Raw genomic sequence first — 21,783 nt, forward strand, 5'->3', positions numbered from 1 at the left:
GCAGTCGGCGCAACATCCGCAGACCTGCGACGTGGCAGAACTCTCAGCCTTGGCGTATCCGGAGGCGCTTCGGCGGGGAAGCCTTCGCCTGTCCGTGTGACGTGAACTCGCGGCTTGCCCAGCCGACGCTCCCCGGCAAACAGCAAGAGCCCGCCTTCGCGCCGTGTGAGATGAGGCAGCGCTTCGGCGGGGCAGCCTTCGCCTGTCCGTGTGGCGTGAGCTCGCTGGCTTGCCCAGCCGAAGCTCGCTCACGAATGCAGGCGAGCGAAGGCTGGCGTCCCCAACGGGATTCGAACCCGTGTTTTGGCCTTGAAAGGGCCACGTCCTGGGCCTCTGGACGATGGGGACATCGGGAGGCGGGCTACGAACTTCCGATGATACCACGCGGCTGCCGCCCGGCGACAGCGACCGCCGCCGGGAACCGGGCGCCGAACCGCGTGTCTACAACGGCATGCGACGCCTCGCGTGTGTCCTGTTGTCGGTGAATGCGGTCGCGCAAGAAGGGACGAACTTCGCGGGCCGCTGGATCCTGCAGTCACCCGCCGCGCCCAACACCCCGCGCGTCCTCGTCGTCGAACAGCCGGTCGCGGCGACCAACGTGCGCGGCGAACCGATGCGTCCGGCCTACCTCGAGATCACGATCCGTCGCGAAGGCCCCTCAGGCGCCATCACGGAAACGCGGCGGATCGGTGTCATCGGCGGAACCGTCGGGGGCGTCCGCGGCGGCGAGCAGGTGCCGCGCACGCACGACGCAAGCCGCTGGGAGGAGGGCACGCTGGTGTTCATCCAGGGCAGCTACACCGGCGGCGCGCCGCGTACCGGCGCATGGACCGAACGGCGCGAGGCCTGGTCCCTCGCGCCGGACGGTACCCTGTCGATCGAGATCACGACGGCCGCGTCGAGCGCGCCGCGGCAGACCACACGGGCGATCTACCGGCGCTGACCGGCGCCCGCGAACGTGGATCGGCTCCCCTGCCGTCTTTACTCTTTCTTCTCCTTGGCGTGGCACTCGTTCGGTTCGGCCATGATCGCCGCGTCCGACAGCGGCCCCACCGGCCCGCGGCCCGGATGCGCCGGGATCTCGATCTCCGCCTCCGCGGTGTTGTTCGCGTAGTTCGATTCCTCGAGCATGTGGCAGGCCCCGCTGCCGTCCGTGTACGGACACGGCTCGCCGCCGCTCGGCGTGAAGGGGGGATTCGCGGTGATGCGGATGATGTAGCGTCCCGCCGGGACCGGCGGCTGGCCGTCGCCGCCGTCGAGAACGAAGTACTGGCCGCCGAGGAAGAAGCGATACGTGTCCGTCCACCCGGCGCTCACCCCCTGGTTGCCGGCATGGCTGGTCGACCCGCACGAGCGGTAGAACCCTGGACCCGGCGCGCCGGTCAGCCACGCCGGATTGGGGTCGGTGTCGAGCATGCAGAAGCCGCGCTTGGCGGCGCGCCACACCGTGCCGGTCGCCGGATCGATCAATTCGTACTTCGCGTAGTTCCGGAAGTGGTAGTGCTGATGGCACAGCGCGAACTCGAACAGACCATCGTTGGCGTCGATGTGCTTCTGCGGATCGCCGATGTAGACGTCGGCGTCCCCGATGTTGGCTATCCCCACGGTGAAGCGCACCAGCAGCCGTTCACCCGGCGTGACGTCCCCCTCGACGACGCTGCAGGCGTTGGGACTGAGATTCTCGCGGCGCACGACCCACTGGCCGCCGAGCATGTCCTTCCGCACCTGCAGGTCGGGCATCCCGACGAGATCCGGCGCAGTCTTCCCCTGCTGCGCGCCGGGCGATCCGGACATCGAGAGCACGAACGCGAGACCGAGCGACAAGGCGAGAACACGCCGGACCATGGACACCTCCTCGAAAGACCCGTGATTCGGCCACAGTCGACCCCTCCGCGTCAAGCGCGATCGTCGTGAGCCTCAGATGCCCTTCAGGGCCCGCTGCAGCCGCTCGTCCTCCTCTATCCGCCGCGCCGCGTCTTCGCCAAGACGATCGATCTCCAGCGCCGCCCCGGCGCGGCTGAGCAGCGCAACCAGTTGGTACGCGCGCTCCCTGTCGGCGTGATCCGTGGCCGCGGCTGCTCGCAGCGCCCACTCGAGCGGGGTGGCGTTGAAGCGATGGTCGCGCGGGTCGATCGGCGCGCCGCGCTCGAGCAGCAGCGCCGCGACCTCGACGTGCGGCCCGTACGACGTCCAGTGCAGCGGCGTCTGCCCCGCATCGTCGCAGACGCCCGGATTGACGCCGCGATCGAGCAGGTATCGTGCGGTATCGAGCCGGCCGTAGCCGCAGGCGTAGAGAAATCCCTCTTCCATCTGCCGCTGCAGCGACGCATCCCGCAGACGGCCGTGCTCGTCGAAGAATGTCCTCACCACATCCAGCCGGCCGACGCCGGCGGCCTCGGCCAGGTTCATCCGCGCGCCGCGATCCGCGAACAGCCGGGCCGCGCCTCCCTGGCCGTTGGCCAGGCATCCCCAGACCGCGGAATGCTGGTTCCCGGTCAGTCCGGGTTTCTCGATATCCGCGCCGCGCGCCAGCAGCAGTTCGAGCAGGGCGGTCTGCACCCCCGCCTGCTCGGGATGGATGCTGGTCGCCGCCAGGCCGAGCGTGGTCGAGCCGCCGCCGTACGCCGCCGACTCGGCGTTCACGTCGGCGCCGCGGTCGAGCAGGAGCCGCGCGATCTCGACGATGTTCGGCGGCGTGATCTGACGGAAATCCTCCACGCCGTTGGCCGACACGTAGTGCAGCAGCGTCGAGCCGTGATCGCGCGTCGAGCGTGCGGCCACGAGCTCGGGATGATCGCGCAGCAGCGCGCGGAGCGTCGTGATGTCCCCCGCCACGATCGCGTCCGCCGCGGCTTCGAAGCGGGCGACGGGGGTCTGCCCCGACAGCGCCTCGACGTGCGCGGCAAACTTCGGCCAGCTCGCAAACCCGTGTTCTCGCGCGATGAAGAACTGTGCGTCGGCCAGCAGGCAGCGATCGCCTCGATCGGACGTGCGGCGGAACTCCTGCCAGCGCCGCGTGAGGCGCTGGGCGGCGCGGTTCAGGGCGGACGTGTTCCCGTCTCGCTCCCCCCGCAATCGGGCGATCGCCGACAGCGCCTTCGCGCCCCAGCGATCGATCGCGCCGGGATCCCCGGAGGCACACGCCCGCTGCAGATCGCGGGCGATCTTCCTGTACTGCTCGAGACGCGGACGTGGAGGCAGCGGGATGGCGTCAGACATACGAATCTCCTTCATGACGCGCCTGGAGTCCGCACTCAGGCAGGAAGATTCGTACGAAGCGAGCGAGCGTAGACGACGTTCGGGTGGGCACGGCCCTCTCCGCGGACTGGATGCGCCCCGCGCGCAGCGCCGAGTATACAGCCACGCGTGCGGTCGAGTTTCAAACCGGCCGCCGGTCGCATAGACTGGCTCCCCCCGGACGCGGCCGGGGAGAGGAGGTCACCCACGTGCGTCGATTCATCGCTGTCGTCTTCGGTCTGGCTCTCGCCGTCTCGTCCGTTTCCACCCGGAACCAGGAGCTGCAAAGTCCCGATCAGAATCCCCCGCCGGCGCAGTCGGAACAGGAACGTCTCGAAGAGGAATTCATTCAGTCGAAGATCGCCAACGGCGAGTCGCACGCGTCGGGCGCGCGCCCGGAGCTGGGGCCGATCGTGCTCGGCAACCCCACCACCGCCGTCGTCGCGCTGCGCGTCGGCCTCAACGCCTCGACCTTCAATGCCGCCGGCGGCCTCGCCACCGAGTTCGCGTCGCTGCATCACACCGCCGTCGATCTGGCCAACACCGCCGGGTCGGTGAAGGTCGTCGATCGCTCGGACGGCAAGGAGATCCTGCTGATGGAGGCCGGCACGAGCGTGCACGTCGAGCACGACGGCACCCAGTTCCTCGTCTCGCAGGACGGGGTGTTCCTCGGCGGCTTCGCCGGCCCTATCCTGTTCCGGCCCGACGATCCGGCGAACCGGTTCCGCGTCGACAGCATCCGGCGCACCTTCGGCACCACGCAGCGGCCGCTCTACCGCGGAGCGATGGAAGTGGCGCGCGGCTCCACGACCGCGGGCCTCGCTGGCCCGCCGCGCTTCAATCTCCTCAACATCGTGGAGGTCGAAGACTACGTGCCGGGCGTCGTGGCGAACGAGTCGATCGCGAGCTTCAGCCCTGCGGCGCTGCGGGCGCAGGCGGTCGCGGCGCGCGGCTACGCCATCGCCAACATCGGCAATTACGTCAGGCGCGGCTACCCCTTCGACATCGTCGATTCGAGCGCGTCACAGGTGTATCGCGGGGTCATCTCCGAACACGCCAACGCCGTTCTGGCGGCCGGCGCCACATACGGCCTGGTCGCGTCGGCGAACGGCCGGATCATCTCCGCCATGTACTCGTCGTCGTTCGGCGGCCACAGCGACAGCAACGAGTGGATCAGCTTCACCAACAACGTCAAGCTCGGTGGGACGCCGACGTCGTACCTGCGCGGCATCTACGACGGCCTCGAACCCCCGCCGGACTTCTCGAGCCCCGCGGGAATCGACTTCTTCTGGCGCTCCCAGCCGCCGGCCATTCCCCTGTTCTACGACGACTGCGCCTACACCGGGAACGGATTCTCGCGCTGGAGGTTCACGCTGCCGGCCAGCGTGCTCAAGACGCGCCTGACGACGGGGAATTCGACGCTGATCTCCGGCACCAGGACCGGTCCGATCACGAACGTCGAGATCACGGAGCGCTCCGGCAGCACGCAGCGCGCCGTCGCCGCCCGCCTGACGTTGACCACGGGCGTCCTCGAGGTGCGCGGCTGGGAGAGCCTGCGCCAGACGATCGGCCGGACGAGCGCCGGTGGAACGCCTCGAGCCTGCGGGACGAGCACCATCGCGGCGAACTTCGTGCTCAACAGCCCCTCCGCCGTCGACGTCGCGGTGAACCCTGACGGCACCGCCGGCAACCTGACCGTCTACGGCGGCGGCTGGGGACACAACCTGGGCATGAGCCAGTACGGCGCGCATGGACGCGGCAAGGCGGGCTTCTCGTTCGTCGAGATCCTGAAGGCGTACTACACCGGCGTGGACATCGGCTCGTATCCGATCGACATCGGCCGCGAGCCGGGTACGGGCCCGCCGACTCTCCGCCAGGAATTCGCGGCGCCGAACGCGCGCGGCACGCTGCAGATCCGCGCCGAGGACCTGCGCGGACTGCGGGTGCACGTCAACGGACTCTACGACCTGAGCTTCGACGAAGCGGCGTTGTCGTCCGGGCTGATCGAGGTGGATCTCTCGCCGTACCTGGTCGCGGGGCTCAACGTGATTCAGTACAACCCGGTGGGACGCGCCGGACGCGCTACCGTGAACGTGGTCGTTCAGTAGGCAGAGAACGGCATCTTTTCAGCGGGCTGGGCGTCAGAAGGGCTCGACGCCCAGCCCCTCGTGCCCCGGCGGACAGTTCGCGCCCGCCAGCGAACGCGCCAGCCACGCGCGCGCGGTCTCGCGGTCCGGCAGCGGCTGCACGGTTCCACTGCCCGCGTGATACGCAAACAGCGACGGCGAATACGGGTATCGCTTCGGCTGGCCGTAGATGCTCGCCGCGATCCCCTCGTCTTCGGCCGTCATGCGCGGCGTGACGACGTTCGCCGCCGCCGAACGCGTCCGGTAATACACCTGCAGCGCCCCCGTGAAATCCCAGTCCGCCTCGAAGACAATCGCCGGCCCCACGTACGGACACACGCCGTCGAGGAGCAGCGTCGACTGCGGCGGAAGCGCCGCGAAGCGGGTGCGGATGTTCTCGAGCGTGTCGCGCTCGATCCTGTATGCCTTCACCCAGCGCTCGGCAAGGACGTTGACGATCGCAAAGCCGCTGCTGCCGATCGCGGCGATCCCCAGCGCGAAGACGAGGCTGCGCGTGCGCGTCGTCGGGAGCAGCGCGACGAGCAGCCCCACCCCGCCGACGAGGCACATCGCCGCGCCGAGCGCCGCCGCGATGGCGCTGCGGTTCGCAATCCCCGTCGTGGTGAACTGCACGTTGTAGTTGGTGAGGAAGATCGCGTACCCCAGCGCAAAGACGACGACGCCCGCGGCAGCCGCGAGGAGCCATGCCCTGCGTCCGGGCCACGGCTCCGATCGAAGCACGACCGCGAGGTAGAGAAGGATTGCGACCGCCGCCGCGAGAGTCAACGCCTGGAGCCCGGCCGGCGCCGTCCGGACGAGCGCGATCGCATTCACGGGGAGCTGCGCGCCGTATTCCACGAAATGGACACGCACGGCATTGAACGCATTCAGGCCGTACTCGCCTCGCGGAAGATCGAATCGCACCGCGTGACGCACAATCGCCGAGACCTGCGCGGCGAGCCCCTGCTCCGCGCCGAGCCGCACCGTCGTCTGCAGCTTGAACAGGACGAGCCCGGCGATCGCGACGATATTGACCGCGGCGAACGCTGCCGCCTGCAGGATCCGCCGGCGCGTCAGCGACGTCCGACCGTGCCAGAGCTGCCAGGCGAGCGAGGCCGGAGCGGCACACAACAGCAACGGGAGCGGCACTTCATACGCGAGCACGCTCACGCACAGCCCCGCCAGCGCAATCCCCTTCCAGATCAGCGCGCCCGCCGCACGACGCGCCCGCCACCCCCTCAGGTCCGCATAGATGCTGGCGAGCGCGGCCGTCATGCTCAGCGTGATCGCGAACGCCACGAACCAGAAACGATCGCTCGAGTAATTCGGCAGCAGTCCATACACCAGCGCCACCGGCAGCGCGACGACGCGCGACAGCCGCAGCTCGCGGCCGATCGCGTAGACCAGCAGCGGGTTCAGGACCACGAAGACCGCGTTCACGAGGTGATAACCGAGCGGATCGAGGCCGAACAGCCCATAGAGCGCGGCGCACAGCCACAGTTGCACCGGGCGCATCGCGTGCTGCGGGCTGTGAGACGCGTCGTAGAACCCGCGAACCGTCTGGTCCGCGGACGTGGCGTACATCCCGAGGAACGCCCAGTCGTCGCTATAGAAGCCCAGGCCGGGGAGATACCACAGGAGCGAGAGGGTGACGACGACGCCGATGAAGGCGCCGTCGTACAGAGCGGGAGAGCGTCGGAGCACTCGCCCCGATGATAACGCGGCCGGCTATCTCGCGGCCGCGGCGGCGGGGGCGACGTACTTCAGAACGAAGTCCTTGAACTCGGGGTGCAGGAAGTCGGCGCCGAATTTGTACTGCTTCATCTCCGCGAAGGCGCGGGCGCCGGGCCATCCCTCCATCGACATGCGGTAGAGCGCGGTCATCACCCCGGTGCGGTGCTTGCCGCCGATGCAGTGCACGTAGACCGGCTGGTTCGCCGGATCGTTCACGAGCGAGAGGAACTGCGCGACGATCGCCGGCGACGGCACCTGGTGCGTCGACATCGGAATGCGCACGAACTTCATCCCCGCCGCGGCGGCGTTGGTTTCTTCGGCGCGGTCCCCCTCCTGCGCGAGGTCGATCATGAGCTTGACGCCGAGCGTCGAGAGCGCCCGGAAGTCATCCCCTTTCGGCTGCGCGCCGCGGTAGTAGTGATCGTTGATCTGGCCGAAGTTGTCGATCCGGATTCCAGCGGCGGCGGCCGCGGGCGACAGCGGACCGCGCCCGCCGGCAAAGGCCGGAGCGGGGGCGGCGCTCAGCGCGAGAACCAGGGACAGCCCAGCCGTACAGGTACGAAGCGACGTCCGACTCAACCGCATGTTCCAACCTCCTGGGTACCGGTTCAAAGCGGCAAGGTCCATTCCGACGCGCCCGGCCCGAATCCCGCTGCGTGAGAGCCGATGTGGTTACGACGCTGAGTCATGTAAAAAAGACGGGGACGACTCGACTGTCCCGTGCGCCCTGCTTTTGCATGCCCTGCCGCCCCTCCGCGCGCCGGACCGGCGCTGTACTCACGTTGGGAGTTTCACTGCTCTGTGTCGCACCCGTCGCGGCGTGCGCGCAGGAGCTGATGCCGCAGGCCGCCACGGCCTGGTCCGGATTCGCGGCACGGCCGGACTCCGCGCCCGCGCTCCAGACCTCAGCCGGAAGCCCCTATGCGCTCGAAGTCTCCGGCAACGGCGTGCCGAGCGTGTACGGCGGGTGGCGCACGCGGATCAACGGGCTGAGCGGCAGCAATCACTATCGCTTCCGCACCCGCGTGCTCGCGACCGACGTGCCGTCGCCGCGGGAATCCATCACCATTCTGCTCCGCTGGCGCGGCGCCTTCGGGGACGAGGTCGCGCCGGACTACGTCTGGAAGTACTCCGTACAGCCGGATGGCCAGTTGCTGTTCGACCGCACGGTGCAGCCGCCGGCGGGCACGACCGCCGTCGACGTCGAGCTCGTCCTGCAGTGGGCGCCGAACGGGCGCGTCCGCTTCGACGGACTCAGCTTCGCGCCGGCGCCGGCGCCCGCGGCGAGGCCGGTCAAGGTGGTGGCCGTTTCATACCGTCCGTCGGGCACGAGCAGCGGCCTCGAATCCGTGCAGCGCGCGGCGAACTACGGCCAGCAGGTCGCGACGTCGCACGGACCCGACGTCATGGTGTTCGGCGAGCTGCTCAACGTCATCGGCGCGCCGGGAACCTACGACGCGAAGGCGGAGACGATTCCCGGCCCCAGCACCGACGTGATGTCCGCGCTCGCCCGCGGCCACAGCACCTACGTGGCGTTCGGGATGCTCGAGCGCGAAGGACGGCTGCTCTACAACAGCGCGGTGCTGATCGATCGCAGCGGCGCGATCGTCGGCAAGCACCGCAAGGTCCAGCTCCCGCTCGCCGAGGTCTCCGCCGGCATCACGCCGGGCAATACCGTCCGCGTGTTCCACACCGACTTCGGGCGCGTCGCGCTGCTGATCTGCCAGGACGTGGCGTTTCCCGAACCGGCGCGCGAGGCCGCGATCCGCGGGGCGGAACTGCTGCTGGCGCCGATCTGGGGCGGAAAACCGCCGCTGACGGCCGCCCGCGCGATCGAGCAGTCGATGTGGGTGGCGGCCTCGGGCTACGACTATCTCAGCGAGATCGTCGATCCGCTCGGCGCGGTGCTGGCCCGGGTGCCGGCGCTCAACACGCCGGATGCGGCGATGACGACGATCGATCTCGCGCGCCGCTTCCGGGAAGACTGGAGCGGCGACTGGCGCGACGTGAGCGGCAAGCAGCGCCGGAGCGAGCCGTACACCGCGGACCAGGATCCCGAAGGAGGGGTACCGCCGCCCCCGCCGCCGAACAACCCGCCGACGAGCGTCATTTCGGCGCCGACATCGGGGACCACGTACGTCGCGCCGGCGACCATCACGGTGTCGGTCTCCGCCGCCGACGGCGACGGCTCGGTGACCGGCGTCGAGCTGTTCGCCAACGGCACGTCGATCGCGACCGACACCGCCGCTCCCTACGCGTTCACCTGGAGCAACGTGCCCGCCGGCAGCTACGCCCTCACCGCGAAGGCCACCGACAACAGCGGGGCGGCGACGACCTCCGCGGCCGTGAACGTCACCGTGTCGAACTCTCCCCCCGGGTCCCTGCCCGCGCCGTGGCAGACGCAGGACATCGGCGCGGTAGGGCTCACCGGGACCGCAAGCGCGAACGGCGGCACCTTCACCATCGAAGGCGCGGGTGCGGACATCTGGAGCACCGCGGATGCGTTCCGCTACGTCTGGCAGCCGATCAGCGGCGACGCCGACATCGTCGCGCGCGTCGCCTCGGTCGAGAACGTGCACGCGTGGGTGAAGGCGGGCGTGATGATCCGCGAGACGCTGACCGCCGATTCGCGGCACGGTCTCATGCTGGTGTCGCCAGGCAAGGGACTCGCCTTCCAGCGCCGCACGCAAACCGGCGGCATCTCGACGAGCACGTCCGGCATCGCCGGCACGGCGCCGGCATGGGTGAAGCTCGAACGCCGCGCCGCCGTCATCTCGGCGTACTACTCGTGGGACGGCGCGAACTGGACGCTGGTCGCCTCGGACACGATCGCCATGGGCGCGAACGTCTACGCCGGCCTGGTGGTGTCGAGCCACACGACCAGCGAGCTTGCGACCGCGACGTTCGATTCGGTGACGGTGCAACCTGTCAGTCCGCCGGCCCCGGTGTGGCAGTCGCAGGACATCGGCGTCGTCGGCGTCGCCGGCGACGCATCCGAAACCGCGGGCACGTTCACCATTCGCGGGTCCGGCGCCGACGTGTGGGGCACCGCCGACGCGTTCCATTTCGTCTGGCAGCGGCTGAGCGGCGATCGCGACATCATCGCGCGGGTGGCGACCGTCGAATACGTGCAGCCGTGGGTGAAAGCCGGCGTGATGATCCGCGAGCAGCTGACCGCCGACTCGGCACACGCGTTCATGCTCGTGTCCCCCGGCAAGGGGCTCGCCTTCCAGCGCCGCGTCTCAGCGGGCGGCCTGTCGACGAGCACGACCGGCGGCGCCGGCACGGCGCCGGCGTGGGTGAAGCTGGAACGCCGCGGCAACGTCATCTCGGCCTATCGATCCGCCGATGGCGTGACCTGGACGTTCGTCGGCAACGACACGTTTGCGATGGGGACGGACGTGTACGTGGGGCTGGTCGTCTCGAGCCACGACAACACGCGGCTGGCTACTGCGACCTTTGACAGCGTGACAGTAACCGGTAACCGGTAACCGGTCACCGGTAACCGGTTACTGTCAGTACGTATCGAACCGATAGCCGAACTTTCTCAGGCGGTCGTACGACAGGTCCCACCAGCGGCCCTGCTCCGCGGACAGGACGCGCGTGATCTGCTGCTGCAGTGCGGGACCGTCGCGCACCGGGCCGGCGGCGGGAATGGCCTGCGAGAGCGCCGTGCAGGCGGCGGCATAGCTGTCCGACGCGGCGCACGACAGTCCGCGCCACGCCTCGATCGCTTCGCTCCGCCGCCCCTGGCGCCACAGGATCGATCCGATGAGGACGCGCGCGTCGCTCGTGCGATAGCGGCCGGGCGACGTGCGCACGATGCCGTCGAGAATCGCGAGGCGGACGCGATCGTAGAAGCGCGCCACCGCGATCGGCGACGACAGCCCGCGCTTCGACAGCTCGGTCTGGTAATGCCAGCGCAGGCGCGCGACGAGCTGGAAGGCGCGGGCGTTGGTCTGCCGCGTCCACCGCAGATCGCGGACGGGATCGGTGTCGAGCAGCGCGCCGAGCGCGTCCTGACTCGCCTCCGCGATGCGGTCGAGCAGGAACAGCAGTTCGATGGCGGCGCGGGTCGACGGATACTCCGCCACGTACTCGCGGATGAAGCCGATGAAGCTGACGTGGTCGGCGGCGATGCCGAGCTGCGCCCACAGGCGCGGATCCGGCACGGCCTTGTCCCGGTACGGCTGCAGCGCGTTCTGGTCGATGTAGCGCTGCAGCAGCGCCGGCAGCTGTCCTTCTCCCGGATCGGAGGCCCAGGCCAGCGTGCGAATCGGCTCGAAGGCCGTCCACCGCTCGCGCCGCGACCACGTTCGGTCGATCAGCGCCTGCAGCGCCGCCTCGGAGAGCGACAGCGGGTGCAGCGCCGCCTCCGCCCCTCCGTCACGCGGCCCGAGACGCGGGCGCCGGTAGACCGTCGCGCCGCTGCGGTGCACGCCGAAGTGCTCGAGCGCGATGCCGGGAGACACGAACGGGAACAACACCAGCGCGCGCGACGCGATCTTGCCGGCGTCGAACGTGAACCCGTCCAGCGACACGAGCCGGTCTTCTGCGACCAGCGTCCGCATCGCCTCGCCGGCGGCGGGATCGACAGGGTTGAGTCCGGGATACTTCGGATCTTCAGGCGGGACGACGAACGCGGCAATCGCGGTGTCCGGCGGCCTGGTGTCGTCCGGGAGCGGCGCGCCGCCCGGCGACAGCAGCCACACGATCAGGCCGATCACGCCCGCGTGCAGCCCGGCCGAACCGGCGAACGCCGAGAGATAACGGCGCACTCGGGCGATTATCGCGCTTCTGGTGGCCGCTGTCAGCTGTCAGCTCCCCGCGTGCCGCCATCCGCGAGCCGCAGCAGAGTTGCCACGCTGTCGGCAGGGCTGGTGCGGGCAGTGTCGACGACGAGGTGGGGGCGGTCCCAGGGATGGTACTCGCGCTTCAGCACGTCTTCCCACGTGACCGTCCCGCCTGCAGAGCCGGTACCGCGCTCTTCGACGCGGCGGCGGTGCTCGGCGGTATCGCTGCAGACGACTTCCACTTCCAGGATGCCGGCGGCCGCGCGCGCCGCGACGGCACGCCAGGCGTCGCGGGTCAGGCGGAGGGGATTGACGCAGTCGGCGATCACGATGCGTCCGCCGCGCAGATTGTCTTCCGCGACCGCGCAGGCGGCGCGATAGCCCGCGTCCTCGACGCCGGCGGCCAGCCGGCCCGACTCGCGCAGCGCGGACTCGATCGAGTCGATGCGCAGGAAGACGGCCCCCATGCGGCGGGCCAGATCGCGCGCGATCGTGGTCTTGCCGACGCCCGGAAGTCCGCCGAACACGATCAGCATGACGTCTCAGGGTAACCTCTTTGTATGCGACGCGTGCTGCTCTCCGTTCTCTTCGTCTCGTTCATGGTGCCGGTGCCGGAGGCGCAGCGTCCGGCGGCGCGCCCCGCGGCCGCGGCCCAGCGTCAGGCCTGGCTCGATCGGTTCGCGCGCGGCTACTTCCCGGGGCGCAGCGGCCAGCTGTTCGTCGTGCCGCGCGAAGGCGTGATCATCACCGACCGCGATCCGCTGTATGCGTTCATGCACGGGTCGCCGTGGGACTACGACTCGCGGATCCCGCTCCTCTTCTACGGATCCCCGTTCGTGCGTCAGGGACGCTGGACGGCGCCGGCCACGCAGCAGGACATCGCGCCGACGCTGGGCGCGCTGATCGGCGCGCCTGCCCCGGGAACCTACACCGGGCGCGTGCTTCCCAACGTCGCCGCCGCCGGCGGACGCCGGCCGAGGGTTGCGGTGCTGATGGTGCTCGACGGCATGCGCGCGGACTACTTCGACCGCTACGCGGCCGTGCTGCCGGCATTGACGCGGATGCGCCGCAGCGGCGCGTGGTTCAGCGGCGCGCGCAGCACGGTGCTGCCCACCGTCACCGGCGTGGGCCACGCGACCATCGGCACCGGCACCGATCCTCGCGTGCACGGCATCACCGCGAACAATCTCTACAACCGCGTCACCGGCCGATCGCAGCAGGCGTACGACAAGCTGGATCCGCGCGAGCTGATGGCGCTGACGCTCGCCGACATCTGGAACCTCGCGACCGACGGACGCGCCGTGATCGTCGGCCACGGCGGCGCCATTCGCGCCACCGCCGGCCTGGTCGGGCGCGGCGCCTGCCTGGTGAACGGCCGGAAGGTGCTCGCCGCGAGCTACAGCACCACCGACGCGGGCTGGGAGACCAATGCCGACTGCTACACGATGCCGAAGGCGCTCGACGCGTACAACGGCAAGCGCTATTGGAGCGACGTCGGCGGCACGTGGATGGGGCACGACATTGCCTCGCCGTCGAAGTTCCGGGCGTCCGCGACCTTCCAGCAGTTCGAAGGCGAGGCGCTGCTCGCGGTGCTGGAACAGGAAGCGATCGGCGCGGACGATGTCACCGACCTGGTGATGGTGAACATGAAAGGGCCGGACTACACCGGCCACGCTTACGGTCCCGACTCGCCCGAGATCCGCGCCACGCTCGCGGAGCTGGACAAACAGATGGCGCGGCTGCTCGAGTTGCTCGATCGGAAGGCAGGCGCCGGCCAGAGCGTCGTCGTCGTCACCGCCGATCACGGCATGCCTCCGGCGCCGCGCGACGGACGCCGCGTCTATCCCGACGAGATCGTCGCAGCGATCCACCAGAAGTTCGATCCGGCGGCGAAGGGGATCGTGAAGTACTACGAAGACGCGGCGAACAACGAGCTGTACATCGATACGGCCCGCCTGGCCGCGCTGGGTCTCGCGCTGACGGACGTCAGGCAGCAGCTGGAATCGCTGCCGTGGTACGCGGCGGTGTTCACCGAGGACGAGGTCCGCGCCGCGGTGTCGCGGCTGCGGCGTTAGGCGTCCACCTTCCGCAGCTTCGTCACCCGCCCGACTTCGACCCACTCGACGACGAAGATGTTGCCGTCGCGATCGAAACAGGCGCCGTGCGGGCAGATGAACTGACCCGGCACGAACGCCTCGCGCGGCTGGGTGCGGAGAGGGTTGTTCCAGACCGGCGCGTTGGAATCGCCGAGATGCTGCACGATCCTGTTGTCGCGATCGATCAGCGTGACCCGGGCGTGCAGGTCGGGGACGACCACCAGGCCCTGCCGCTCGTCGAAGTGGCACGGCAGGCGGAAGCCGGCCACGAAATCGACGTGCGCGCCGTCGAGCGTGAAGCGCTGCAGGCGGTTGTTGCGGCGATCCGCGACGACCAGCAGCGGCGCCGGTCCGCGGGTGTCGATCCAGATGCCGTGCGGCTCGTTCAACTGCCCCGGCGCCGATCCGCGCCCGCCGAACGTGCGGATGTGGCGGCCGCCGCGATCGTACTGGTTGACGAAGTACGAGCCGTAGCCGTCGCCGACGTAGATGTCGCCGTTTGGCGCGATGGCGAGGTTGGTCGGGTTATAGCGCTTTGGCGTACCGTCGGGATTCGGCTCCGAGTACGCCGGCACGGCGGGAGGTCCCTGGATCGTCCACACCACCTCGCCGTTCAGCGTCGTCTTCACCACCGCGGCCTGGGTGTCCGGCGGCGGCGACAGACGCGGATTGGCGGCGTTCACGGTGAAATACAGGAACTCGCTCCCGGCTTCGCGCCGGATCTGCAGGCCGTGCGCGACGCCGCGGAACTGCCGGCCCCAGGAGCGCACGAACCGGCCGCTGCCGTCGAACACCACGACCGAGTCGCCGCTGTCGCTGCTGGCGTGGACGGTGTGATGAACGTGAAAGTGTCCCTGCGCGTCCTGGACGACCGCGTGCGTGTTGCCCCACTTGATGTGCGGCGGCAGCACGCCCCAGTCGTGGATCGCCTCGTAGGTGTAGGCGCCGCTGCCGACCACGGGCGGCCGCGTTCCCGCCTTGTCCTGCAGCCGGATCAGCGCCGGCGCCGCGGCGATTGCCAGGAACTCACGTCGGGTCGTCTTCATGGTGCTCACGAGCGCGCGAACAGATCGAGGATCGGCTCCCCTTCGCCGTCGCGGGTGACATAAACAGGACGCCGCTCGACCACGTAGGAGGTATCGGCGGCAATGCCGAGCGCGTGATAGATGGTGGCGTGCAGGTCTTCCATGACGACCGGGTTCTCGATCGTCGTGCACGGACGCTCCTCCGCCGTCTTGCCGTAGAGGAACCCGCGCTTCACCCCGCCGCCGAACATCAGGACGGATCCCGCCGCGGTGAAGTGCCGGTGCATGCCGTAATGCCGCGGCTCGGTCATCACGTCGGGAATGTTGATCGCCTGATCCTTGACTTCCTTGCCGACCTTGCCTTCGGTGATGGCGTCGCGCCCGAACTCGCTGGCCAGGATGACGAGCGTCCGCTCGAGCAGGCCGCGCTCGTCGAGGTCGCGAACGAGGCGCGCCACGGGCGCGTCGATCAGCTTCTTCATCGCCGCGGCGCGATCGTGCCCGTGCTCGTGGCTGTCCCAGTAGACGAACGGGATGTATTCCGACGTGACCTCGACGTAGCGGGCGCCGGCTTCGACGAGCCGCCGCGCCAGCAGGCAGCCCTGCCCGAAGCGGCCGGTGTTGTAGGCGTCGAAGCCGTCCTTCGGCTCGAGCGAGAGGTCGAACGCCTTCGCCGACGGCGATCGCAGCAGCCGGTCGGCGGCATCGAGCGACTTGACCAGCGACTCGCGCTGGAAGCCGCCGCCGTGACGGTAGACCGGGTCCTCGCCGAGGAGCCTGGTCAGCAGCTCGCGCCGGCTGCGAAACCGCGCCTCGCCGAGCTCGCGCGGCGGCCGCACCGCCGACGCCGCGTCCTGAGGATCGACGATCAGAAAAGGCCCGTGCTCGGCGCCGAGGAACCCCGCGGTGTGAAAGGCCTTGAGCGTGCCGATCTCGCCGGCCCCTTCCACGGTCTGCCCGATGGCGATGAAGGCGGGCACGTCGGGATGCTTCGGCCCGAGCGTGCGCGAGATCACGGCGCCGATGTGCGGCATCGCCATCGGCTGCGGCGGGATGTAGCCGGTGTGCCAGTGGTACTGGTGCCGCGAGTGGAGAATGAACCCGAGATCGGCGGCGTTGAACGTGCGAATCAACGTCCCGCGATCCATCACGCGCGCAATCTGCTCGAGTCCCTCCGTGAACCGGATGCCGTCGACGCTGGTCGGGATCGAGGGGAAGGTGCTGAGCACCTGATCGACGCGCACGCCGGGGGCGAACGGCGTGTAGCGCTTCGGATCGAACGTCTCGGTCTGCGCCATGCCGCCGGCCATCCAGAGCACGATCACCGCATCCGCGGTGGCGCGGCGCGGCGGCGTGCCCTGCGCGAGGATCGGCTCCCGTCCGGCGAGCGCCGACAGCGTCGCGGCCGCGGTCGCCCCCATGAACCCGCGGCGGCTGACGGCCCGGAAGACTTCGCGCTCGGCCCGGTCAATGGACAAACTGGAACTCCGGCTTCATGGTAACCGCCCAGATGAAATCCGCAAGCGCGGCGGCAGACGGCCGGGATCCCTCGGGATTGCGCAGCGCGGCTTCCGCGATCCGCCGCTCCGCCGCCGACGGCGCGCGGCCCAGCAGGTGCCAGAACACGCGATCGACCGCCTCCGCCGCGGACGACACCGGCGCCGGCGGCGGCAGCGGCGTGCCGGGCGCCGGCGGAATCAGCCGCTCCATGTCCGGCGCGGTGTCGAAGACGAAGAACCGGACCTGCGGATTCAGCGTCGAGCCGATGTCGGCGCGCGGGTTCTCCAGCCCGACGACGCCGCGCAGGCGCGTGAAGCCGCGGCCGGCGATGTCGTAGACGAGCACGGACGGGTTCCTGACCCGCACGCCGGTGCCGTTCGCGCCCGGAACTGCGAGCGGTCCGGCCCCGGCGCGAAGCCCCGAGGCGTCGCGCGGCGTCAGCGCGCTCAACGGCGCCGGTCCGTCCGGCCCGACGAGCTCGGCCTGCGCCCAGGCCGGCCGGACCGCTTCGGGCGCGTTCGATCCCGCCTCCTGCACCACCAGCCACAGCGCCGAAGTGCGCGACACGTCGATGTCGAACGGACTCGAGGCGGCGTTCCGCCCGGCCACGGCGCGGTTGTAGAGGCTCGCCGGCTCCACGGCGATCTCGCCGAGCAGGCGGCGCGCACCGCGCGCCAGGCGGCGCGTATAGATCTCGCCGTTCACCAGTTCGAGCGCCTGCAGCGTGGAGGCGTCGATCGCGCGCATCGAATGCACCTGATCGCGGATCGGCCGTCCCAGCGCGCGCGTGAGCGCGGACGAGGGCGTGCGCCATTCCCGGGCGTAGGCGCCGCCGGGGGTCGCCGGACGCCCGGGATAGACGTTCCACTCGCCGGTCAGCGCGCCGATCGCGTCGGCGAACTGCTCCGCGGTCAGCCGCCGCACTTCCGGACCGGCGAACGCATAACGGTGCGCCGCAGCCTCCGCCGTGCGCGTCACCGCCGGCATCTCGTAGGCGCGCGACTTCATGATCGTCGCGATCAACCGTTTCATGTCGTAGCCGCTCGCGACGAAATCGTGGGCGAGGAACTCGAGCAGCGGCGGGCTCCACGGCCGTCCGTCCAGGTCGTCGGGGTTGACCACGAGTCCGCGCCCGAACAGCCGGTGCCAGACGCGATTGACCAGCGTGCGCGGCAGGCGGCCGTTGCGCGGATCGGTGAAGATGGCCGCCGCCGCGGCGCGGCGATCGGCCAGCGCGGAGCTGCGCGGCGCGCGGTCCAGTTCGGGAAACAGGAAGGCCGGCCCGGCGTACTTGTTCTGCGCGACATCGCAGCGGTACAACTGCAGCGACGGCTCGGGCGAGAAGTAGGCGGCGAGCGAGTACGCGTCCTTCAGCTTCCAGCGGTTCACGAAGCTGTCGTGGCACGCGTTGCACTTCAGATTGATCCCCAGGAACACCTGGGCGGTGTTCTGCGCCGCCTGCATCCACGGCGTCACCGCGGCGCTGGTCTCGCCGCGCCAGTTCACGCCGATCAGGAAGCCTTCCGGATCGGCCGGCCCGGCCGGATTGAGCAGCGCCGTGACGAAGCGATCGTACGGCAGGTTCGCCGCCAGCGCCGGCAGCAGCCAGTCGGTGATGCTCTTGCGCCCGGCGGTCTCGGAGAAGTAGGTGACGCCGTCCTCGTTCCGCAGCAGATCGTTCCAGAACGAGATCCAGTGCTCGGCGTACTTGTCGTTGTCGGCAAGCAGACGGTCGACCAGCGCGGCGCGCTTGCCGGGACGAGTGTCGGCCAGGAACGCGCGCAACTCTTCCGGCGTGGGCAGCAGGCCCCAGGCGTCGAGATAGACGCGGCGGGCGAACTGCGCGTCCGCCACGGGGGAGGGCTGCGGCGTGCGCTTCGCGGCGAGATACGACGCGACGAATCGATCCAGCGGCGCGGACCAGCGCGGCCAGACCACCGTGGGCGTCGCCGGCGGCGCGAGCGCGAGCGGCGGCTCCCACGGCTGCGGCGCGGCCGGCGACGCCGGCGTTTCGCGCGCCCCTTCGTCGATCCAGCGCTGGACCAGCGCGATCTCCGCCGGCGACAGCGGCGTCTCGTCCTTGGGCATCTGCGGCTCGACCGCCCCGGTGACGCGATGAATCAACAGACTTCGCGCCGCCGCCCCCGGCCGGATGACGAAGCCGTTGCGTCCGCCGTCGAGCGCGTCCGCGTAGGTGGCCAGCGACAGCCCGCCCTGGCGCCGATCCTGGTTGTGACACTCGAGGCAGTGCTTCGCGAGCAGCGGCTGGATCTGCCGCGCGAAGTCGACCCGCCTCGGCGCGGGACGCTGCGCCGTCGCGGTCGCCACCGCGGCGACCCACACCGCCGCGGCGACCGCCGACGCCGCGCCTGCGCTGCAACGACGAATCACTGCTGCCCTGCCGCCCTCACAGATCATGGCTTCATTGCTGGCTTCCGGCCGCTGCACCAGCGAAATCAGATCTGCGAATACCCCGCCGGCCTGAGGAACACCGTGGTGATGTTCGACACGATCTCGGGATCGGTGAACCCGGGCGTCTGCGAGAGCTTGCGCCATTCGGCGTCGGTGCGGAACGCGTCCCAGCTCTTCTCGCGCGCCGCCATGTTGTCGTGCACCAGCATGTAGACGAGATTCGGCATCTTCGGGCCGGCCAGCGTGCGCGCGAAGAACACCGGCGTCAGCCCGGCGCGCTTGAAGATGTCGATCTCCCCCATCTCCGCGAACATCCTGACCTTCGCGCGGTGCGCCCGCTCGTTGTGGCTTTCGTAGGTGCGCAGCTCGAACAGCCGCGGCCCCTTCGCGGCGGTGGCGGCGGGCACCTGGATCCGCGGCATCTGCGGAAACGCCGACAGGATCGAGATCTCCTGCCGCACGTACACCGGATCGGTTGCGGCCGAATCGCCGTAGGTCGCCGAGGCGCGCGTGAACGCCTCGTCCTTGTCGAGCTGCGCCTCCCGGGCCGCGAGCGCGTCCGCCGAGGCGAAGGGCGTCAGCACGAACACGGTCGGCGACGGCACGCCGAAGACCGCCTCGAACACACCCACGGGCGTATGGCCGAGCCGATTCAGCGCCGGAAGCAACGCGTTCTGAAGATAGTCGGCGAGCCGCCGCGGCTGCGTGCCCGTCCGCAGCGAATACTGCCGCCACTCGTAGATCTGCGGGGCGCCGGCCGGCGCCCCGCCGCTGGAAGACTGCCACTCGGCCGCCATGGCCGGAAGAACCGGGAGACCGGCAAGGAATTCACGTCGCACCATGCGGGCACTATACTGCGTACGGTGCCGCCGTTCGCAACCCGGATCGTGTTGACCGGCTTCATCCCGCGTTTGTGCGGCAGCGCGGCCGCGCTCGCGTGCGCCGCGTCGCTGTCCGCGCAGCAGACGCCGCCGCAGCTTCCCCGGCCCACGTTTTCCGCGTCCGTCGACATCGTCTCGGTGGACGTCAACGTCATCGACCGGAACGGGCGTCCGGTCCGCGACCTCGCCGCCGCCGACTTCACGCTCACCGTCGACGGCCGCCCGCGAAAGATCGCGTCGGCGCAGTTCGTCCCGGTCACCGCGCCCGACAAGGCTGCCGCCCCGCCGCCGGCGCACTACACCAGCAACCTGTCGGCCGCCAACGGCCGGCTGATCGTCATCGTCGTGGACCGGGGCAGCATCGCGCCGCTGCGCTCGAAGGACGTGCTGGCGGCCGCCGCGCGCTTCGTCGAACGGCTCGCGCCATCCGATCGCGTCGCGCTCTTCTCCATCCCGTCGGGTCCGGCCGTGGACTTCACCACCGACCACGACGCCGTCGTCGCCGCGCTGCTGCGCACGGACGGCCAGGCGAACCCCGGGCCGGGCACGAAGAACATCGGCATCGCGGAGGCGATCGGATTCGAGCGCGGCAACCGCATCGTGATGGAGACGGCGATCGAGCGCGAGTGCGGCGGCGTGCCCGGCCGCGCCGGCGGCAACTCCGAGGTCCTGACCTGCATGAAGCTGGTCACGGAAGAGGCCGGCATCGTCGCCGCCTACGCGCGGGAACGGGCGCAGAACACGGTCGCCGGGCTGCGCGCGATCCTCGAGCGCTTCGGCGCCGGCGACACGCCCAAGACGCTGGTGCTCATCTCGGAGGGGCTGGTGATCGATGGCGAGCGCTTCGCCGCCACGGGGCTGGCGCGCGCGCTCGCCGCCGCGCACGCGACGATCTACGCGCTCAAGCCGGAGCCGTCCGACGCCGACGCCTCGCAGCAGCGCGCGCCGCAGAACCGCGCCAGGGATCGCGCGGTCTACGAGGACGGCTTGATCACTGTCACCAGGGCCGGCGGCGGCGACATGTTCCGCGTCATCGCCGATCCGGACTTTGCCTTCGCGCGCCTCAGCGCCGAGCTCTCCGGCTATTACCTGCTCGGCTTCGAGCCGGAGCCCGCGGATCGCGACGGCAAGGAGCACAGCATCCAGGTCAGCGTCGCGCGTCCCGACGTCGCGATCCGATCGCGCCCGCAGTTCACCTTCGGCGCCGCCGGCAAGACGACGCAGCAGGTGATCACCGAGCTCCTGCGTACGCCGGTGGCGGTCGGCGAGCTGCCGATGCGGCTCACCACCTACGCCTTTCAGGATCCGGACACGCCGAAGGTGCGCCTGCTCGTGGCGATGGAGATCGATCGGTCGGACGGCGCCACCGGCGCGATGGCGCTCGGAATGGTGATGGTCAAAGCCGGAGGCGAAGTGGGGACGACGTTCTATCAGCCGTCCATCGGCGCGCCCGATCGGCCCGACCCGCACGGCCAGCGCGCCTTCGCCACGCTGCTCGTCGATCCCGGCCAGTACACGCTGAAGGCCGCCGTCGTCGACAAGGACGGGCGCCGCGGCAGCCTCGAGCGCCCGGTGCGCGCGTTCATGACGCGCATGTCGCGCTTCCGCGCCACCGAGCTGCTGATCGGCGACGACACCAGCGGCGGCACGGGCGCGGGGAGCGTGGTCCCGACGATCACGGGCGACCTGTCAGGCGATCAGCTGTTCACCTACCTGGAGCTGTTCGCGGACTCGGCGGCCGCGTTCGAGGGGACGTCGGTGTCGATCGAAGTGGTCCCCGCCGGCGGCACGCAGGCGGTCGGACGCGCGGCGGCGACACTTCAGCCCGTCGAGGAGGGACAGCCGGTCCGCGCCGTCTCGGGGGCCGTTCCGATCGCGCTGCTGACGCCGGGCCCGTACACGGCAAGGGCCGTCGTCAGCGTCGACGGGAAGACCGTCGGACAGATGACGCGGCCCTTCCGCGTGGCCAGGTAGTCGCG

General features: G+C 70.1%; 15 protein-coding genes and 1 tRNA gene. 5 read left to right on the plus strand and 11 right to left on the minus strand.

Annotated features, from left to right (window positions below; genetic code table 11):
• Window positions 1-272: 272 nt before the first annotated feature.
• Window positions 273-348 (minus strand) — tRNA-Glu (locus tag VFK57_03285).
• A 103-nt stretch (window positions 349-451) separates the two neighbouring features.
• Between VFK57_03285 and VFK57_03290 the strand changes: the two genes are divergently transcribed.
• Window positions 452-943 carry a hypothetical protein gene (locus VFK57_03290; GenBank protein HET7694705.1) on the plus strand — a complete coding sequence of 164 codons (492 nt, stop codon included), beginning with the start codon at window positions 452-454 and terminating at the stop codon, window positions 941-943.
• Window positions 944-981: 38 nt separating this feature from the next.
• On the opposite strand, the gene VFK57_03295 is transcribed toward VFK57_03290, so the two are convergent.
• Window positions 982-1,845: a lysyl oxidase family protein gene (locus tag VFK57_03295; protein HET7694706.1), complete on the minus strand. Its 864-nt coding sequence runs from the start codon at window positions 1,843-1,845 to the stop codon at window positions 982-984.
• A gap of 72 nt (window positions 1,846-1,917) precedes the next feature.
• Window positions 1,918-3,219, minus strand: a complete 1,302-nt coding sequence (locus VFK57_03300) for an ankyrin repeat domain-containing protein (protein ID HET7694707.1) — start codon at window positions 3,217-3,219, stop codon at window positions 1,918-1,920.
• A gap of 227 nt (window positions 3,220-3,446) precedes the next feature.
• On the opposite strand from VFK57_03300, the gene VFK57_03305 reads away from it, so the two are divergent.
• On the plus strand, window positions 3,447-5,345 hold the full coding sequence (locus tag VFK57_03305; GenBank protein ID HET7694708.1) for a SpoIID/LytB domain-containing protein: 1,899 nt from the start codon (window positions 3,447-3,449) through the stop codon (window positions 5,343-5,345).
• A 33-nt stretch (window positions 5,346-5,378) separates the two neighbouring features.
• On the opposite strand, the gene VFK57_03310 is transcribed toward VFK57_03305, so the two are convergent.
• Entirely contained in the window at window positions 5,379-7,067 is a 1,689-nt protein-coding gene (locus VFK57_03310) for a hypothetical protein (protein HET7694709.1), read from the minus strand.
• Between the two features lie 24 nt (window positions 7,068-7,091).
• Window positions 7,092-7,682, minus strand: coding sequence for a tyrosine-protein phosphatase (locus VFK57_03315; GenBank protein ID HET7694710.1), 591 nt, complete (start codon window positions 7,680-7,682; stop codon window positions 7,092-7,094).
• Between the two features lie 197 nt (window positions 7,683-7,879).
• Here VFK57_03315 and VFK57_03320 point away from each other — a divergent pair, with 197 nt between their 5' ends.
• Window positions 7,880-10,588 carry a nitrilase-related carbon-nitrogen hydrolase gene (locus tag VFK57_03320; protein ID HET7694711.1) on the plus strand — a complete coding sequence of 903 codons (2,709 nt, stop codon included), beginning with the start codon at window positions 7,880-7,882 and terminating at the stop codon, window positions 10,586-10,588.
• A gap of 24 nt (window positions 10,589-10,612) precedes the next feature.
• On the opposite strand, the gene VFK57_03325 is transcribed toward VFK57_03320, so the two are convergent.
• Both VFK57_03325 and VFK57_03330 read right to left on the minus strand, forming a co-directional pair.
• Window positions 10,613-11,875, minus strand: a complete 1,263-nt coding sequence (locus tag VFK57_03325) for a hypothetical protein (protein HET7694712.1) — start codon at window positions 11,873-11,875, stop codon at window positions 10,613-10,615.
• Window positions 11,876-11,907: 32 nt separating this feature from the next.
• Window positions 11,908-12,426: an AAA family ATPase gene (locus VFK57_03330; GenBank protein HET7694713.1), complete on the minus strand. Its 519-nt coding sequence runs from the start codon at window positions 12,424-12,426 to the stop codon at window positions 11,908-11,910.
• A gap of 24 nt (window positions 12,427-12,450) precedes the next feature.
• Here VFK57_03330 and VFK57_03335 point away from each other — a divergent pair, with 24 nt between their 5' ends.
• Window positions 12,451-13,965, plus strand: coding sequence for an alkaline phosphatase family protein (locus tag VFK57_03335; protein ID HET7694714.1), 1,515 nt, complete (start codon window positions 12,451-12,453; stop codon window positions 13,963-13,965).
• Here the strand turns inward: VFK57_03335 and VFK57_03340 are convergent.
• The 4 genes from VFK57_03340 to VFK57_03355 form a co-directional block, all read right to left on the minus strand.
• On the minus strand, window positions 13,962-15,032 hold the full coding sequence (locus VFK57_03340) for a hypothetical protein (GenBank protein HET7694715.1): 1,071 nt from the start codon (window positions 15,030-15,032) through the stop codon (window positions 13,962-13,964). The two genes, VFK57_03335 and VFK57_03340, sit on opposite strands and share 4 nt — an antisense overlap.
• 5 nt (window positions 15,033-15,037) lie before the next feature.
• Window positions 15,038-16,489, minus strand: a complete 1,452-nt coding sequence (locus tag VFK57_03345) for a DUF1501 domain-containing protein (protein ID HET7694716.1) — start codon at window positions 16,487-16,489, stop codon at window positions 15,038-15,040.
• Complete coding sequence (locus VFK57_03350) at window positions 16,479-18,902, minus strand: DUF1549 domain-containing protein (protein HET7694717.1); 2,424 nt, start codon at window positions 18,900-18,902, stop codon at window positions 16,479-16,481. Before VFK57_03350 ends, VFK57_03345 begins: the two co-directional genes overlap by 11 nt.
• 65 nt (window positions 18,903-18,967) lie before the next feature.
• A complete protein-coding gene (locus tag VFK57_03355) occupies window positions 18,968-19,765 on the minus strand; it encodes an NIPSNAP family protein (protein HET7694718.1) in 798 nt (265 codons plus the stop codon).
• Window positions 19,766-19,786: 21 nt separating this feature from the next.
• Here VFK57_03355 and VFK57_03360 point away from each other — a divergent pair, with 21 nt between their 5' ends.
• On the plus strand, window positions 19,787-21,778 hold the full coding sequence (locus VFK57_03360) for a VWA domain-containing protein (protein HET7694719.1): 1,992 nt from the start codon (window positions 19,787-19,789) through the stop codon (window positions 21,776-21,778).
• Window positions 21,779-21,783: the final 5 nt, after the last annotated feature.

This window comes from Vicinamibacterales bacterium (assembly GCA_035699745.1).
Lineage (GTDB): Bacteria > Acidobacteriota > Vicinamibacteria > Vicinamibacterales > 2-12-FULL-66-21 > JAICSD01.

Bases quoted from the DNA above. Each gene is read 5' to 3' on its own strand.
- VFK57_03290 (HET7694705.1), top strand. From the start codon at position 452: ATGCGACGCCTCGCGTGTGTCCTGTTGTCGGTGAATGCGGTCGCGCAA.
- VFK57_03330 (HET7694713.1), bottom strand. From the start codon at position 12,426: ATGCTGATCGTGTTCGGCGGACTTCCGGGCGTCGGCAAGACCACGATC.
- VFK57_03295 (HET7694706.1), bottom strand. From the start codon at position 1,845: ATGGTCCGGCGTGTTCTCGCCTTGTCGCTCGGTCTCGCGTTCGTGCTC.
- VFK57_03315 (HET7694710.1), bottom strand. From the start codon at position 7,682: ATGCGGTTGAGTCGGACGTCGCTTCGTACCTGTACGGCTGGGCTGTCC.
- VFK57_03355 (HET7694718.1), bottom strand. From the start codon at position 19,765: ATGGTGCGACGTGAATTCCTTGCCGGTCTCCCGGTTCTTCCGGCCATG.
- VFK57_03300 (HET7694707.1), bottom strand. From the start codon at position 3,219: ATGTCTGACGCCATCCCGCTGCCTCCACGTCCGCGTCTCGAGCAGTAC.
- VFK57_03340 (HET7694715.1), bottom strand. From the start codon at position 15,032: ATGAAGACGACCCGACGTGAGTTCCTGGCAATCGCCGCGGCGCCGGCG.
- VFK57_03335 (HET7694714.1), top strand. From the start codon at position 12,451: ATGCGACGCGTGCTGCTCTCCGTTCTCTTCGTCTCGTTCATGGTGCCG.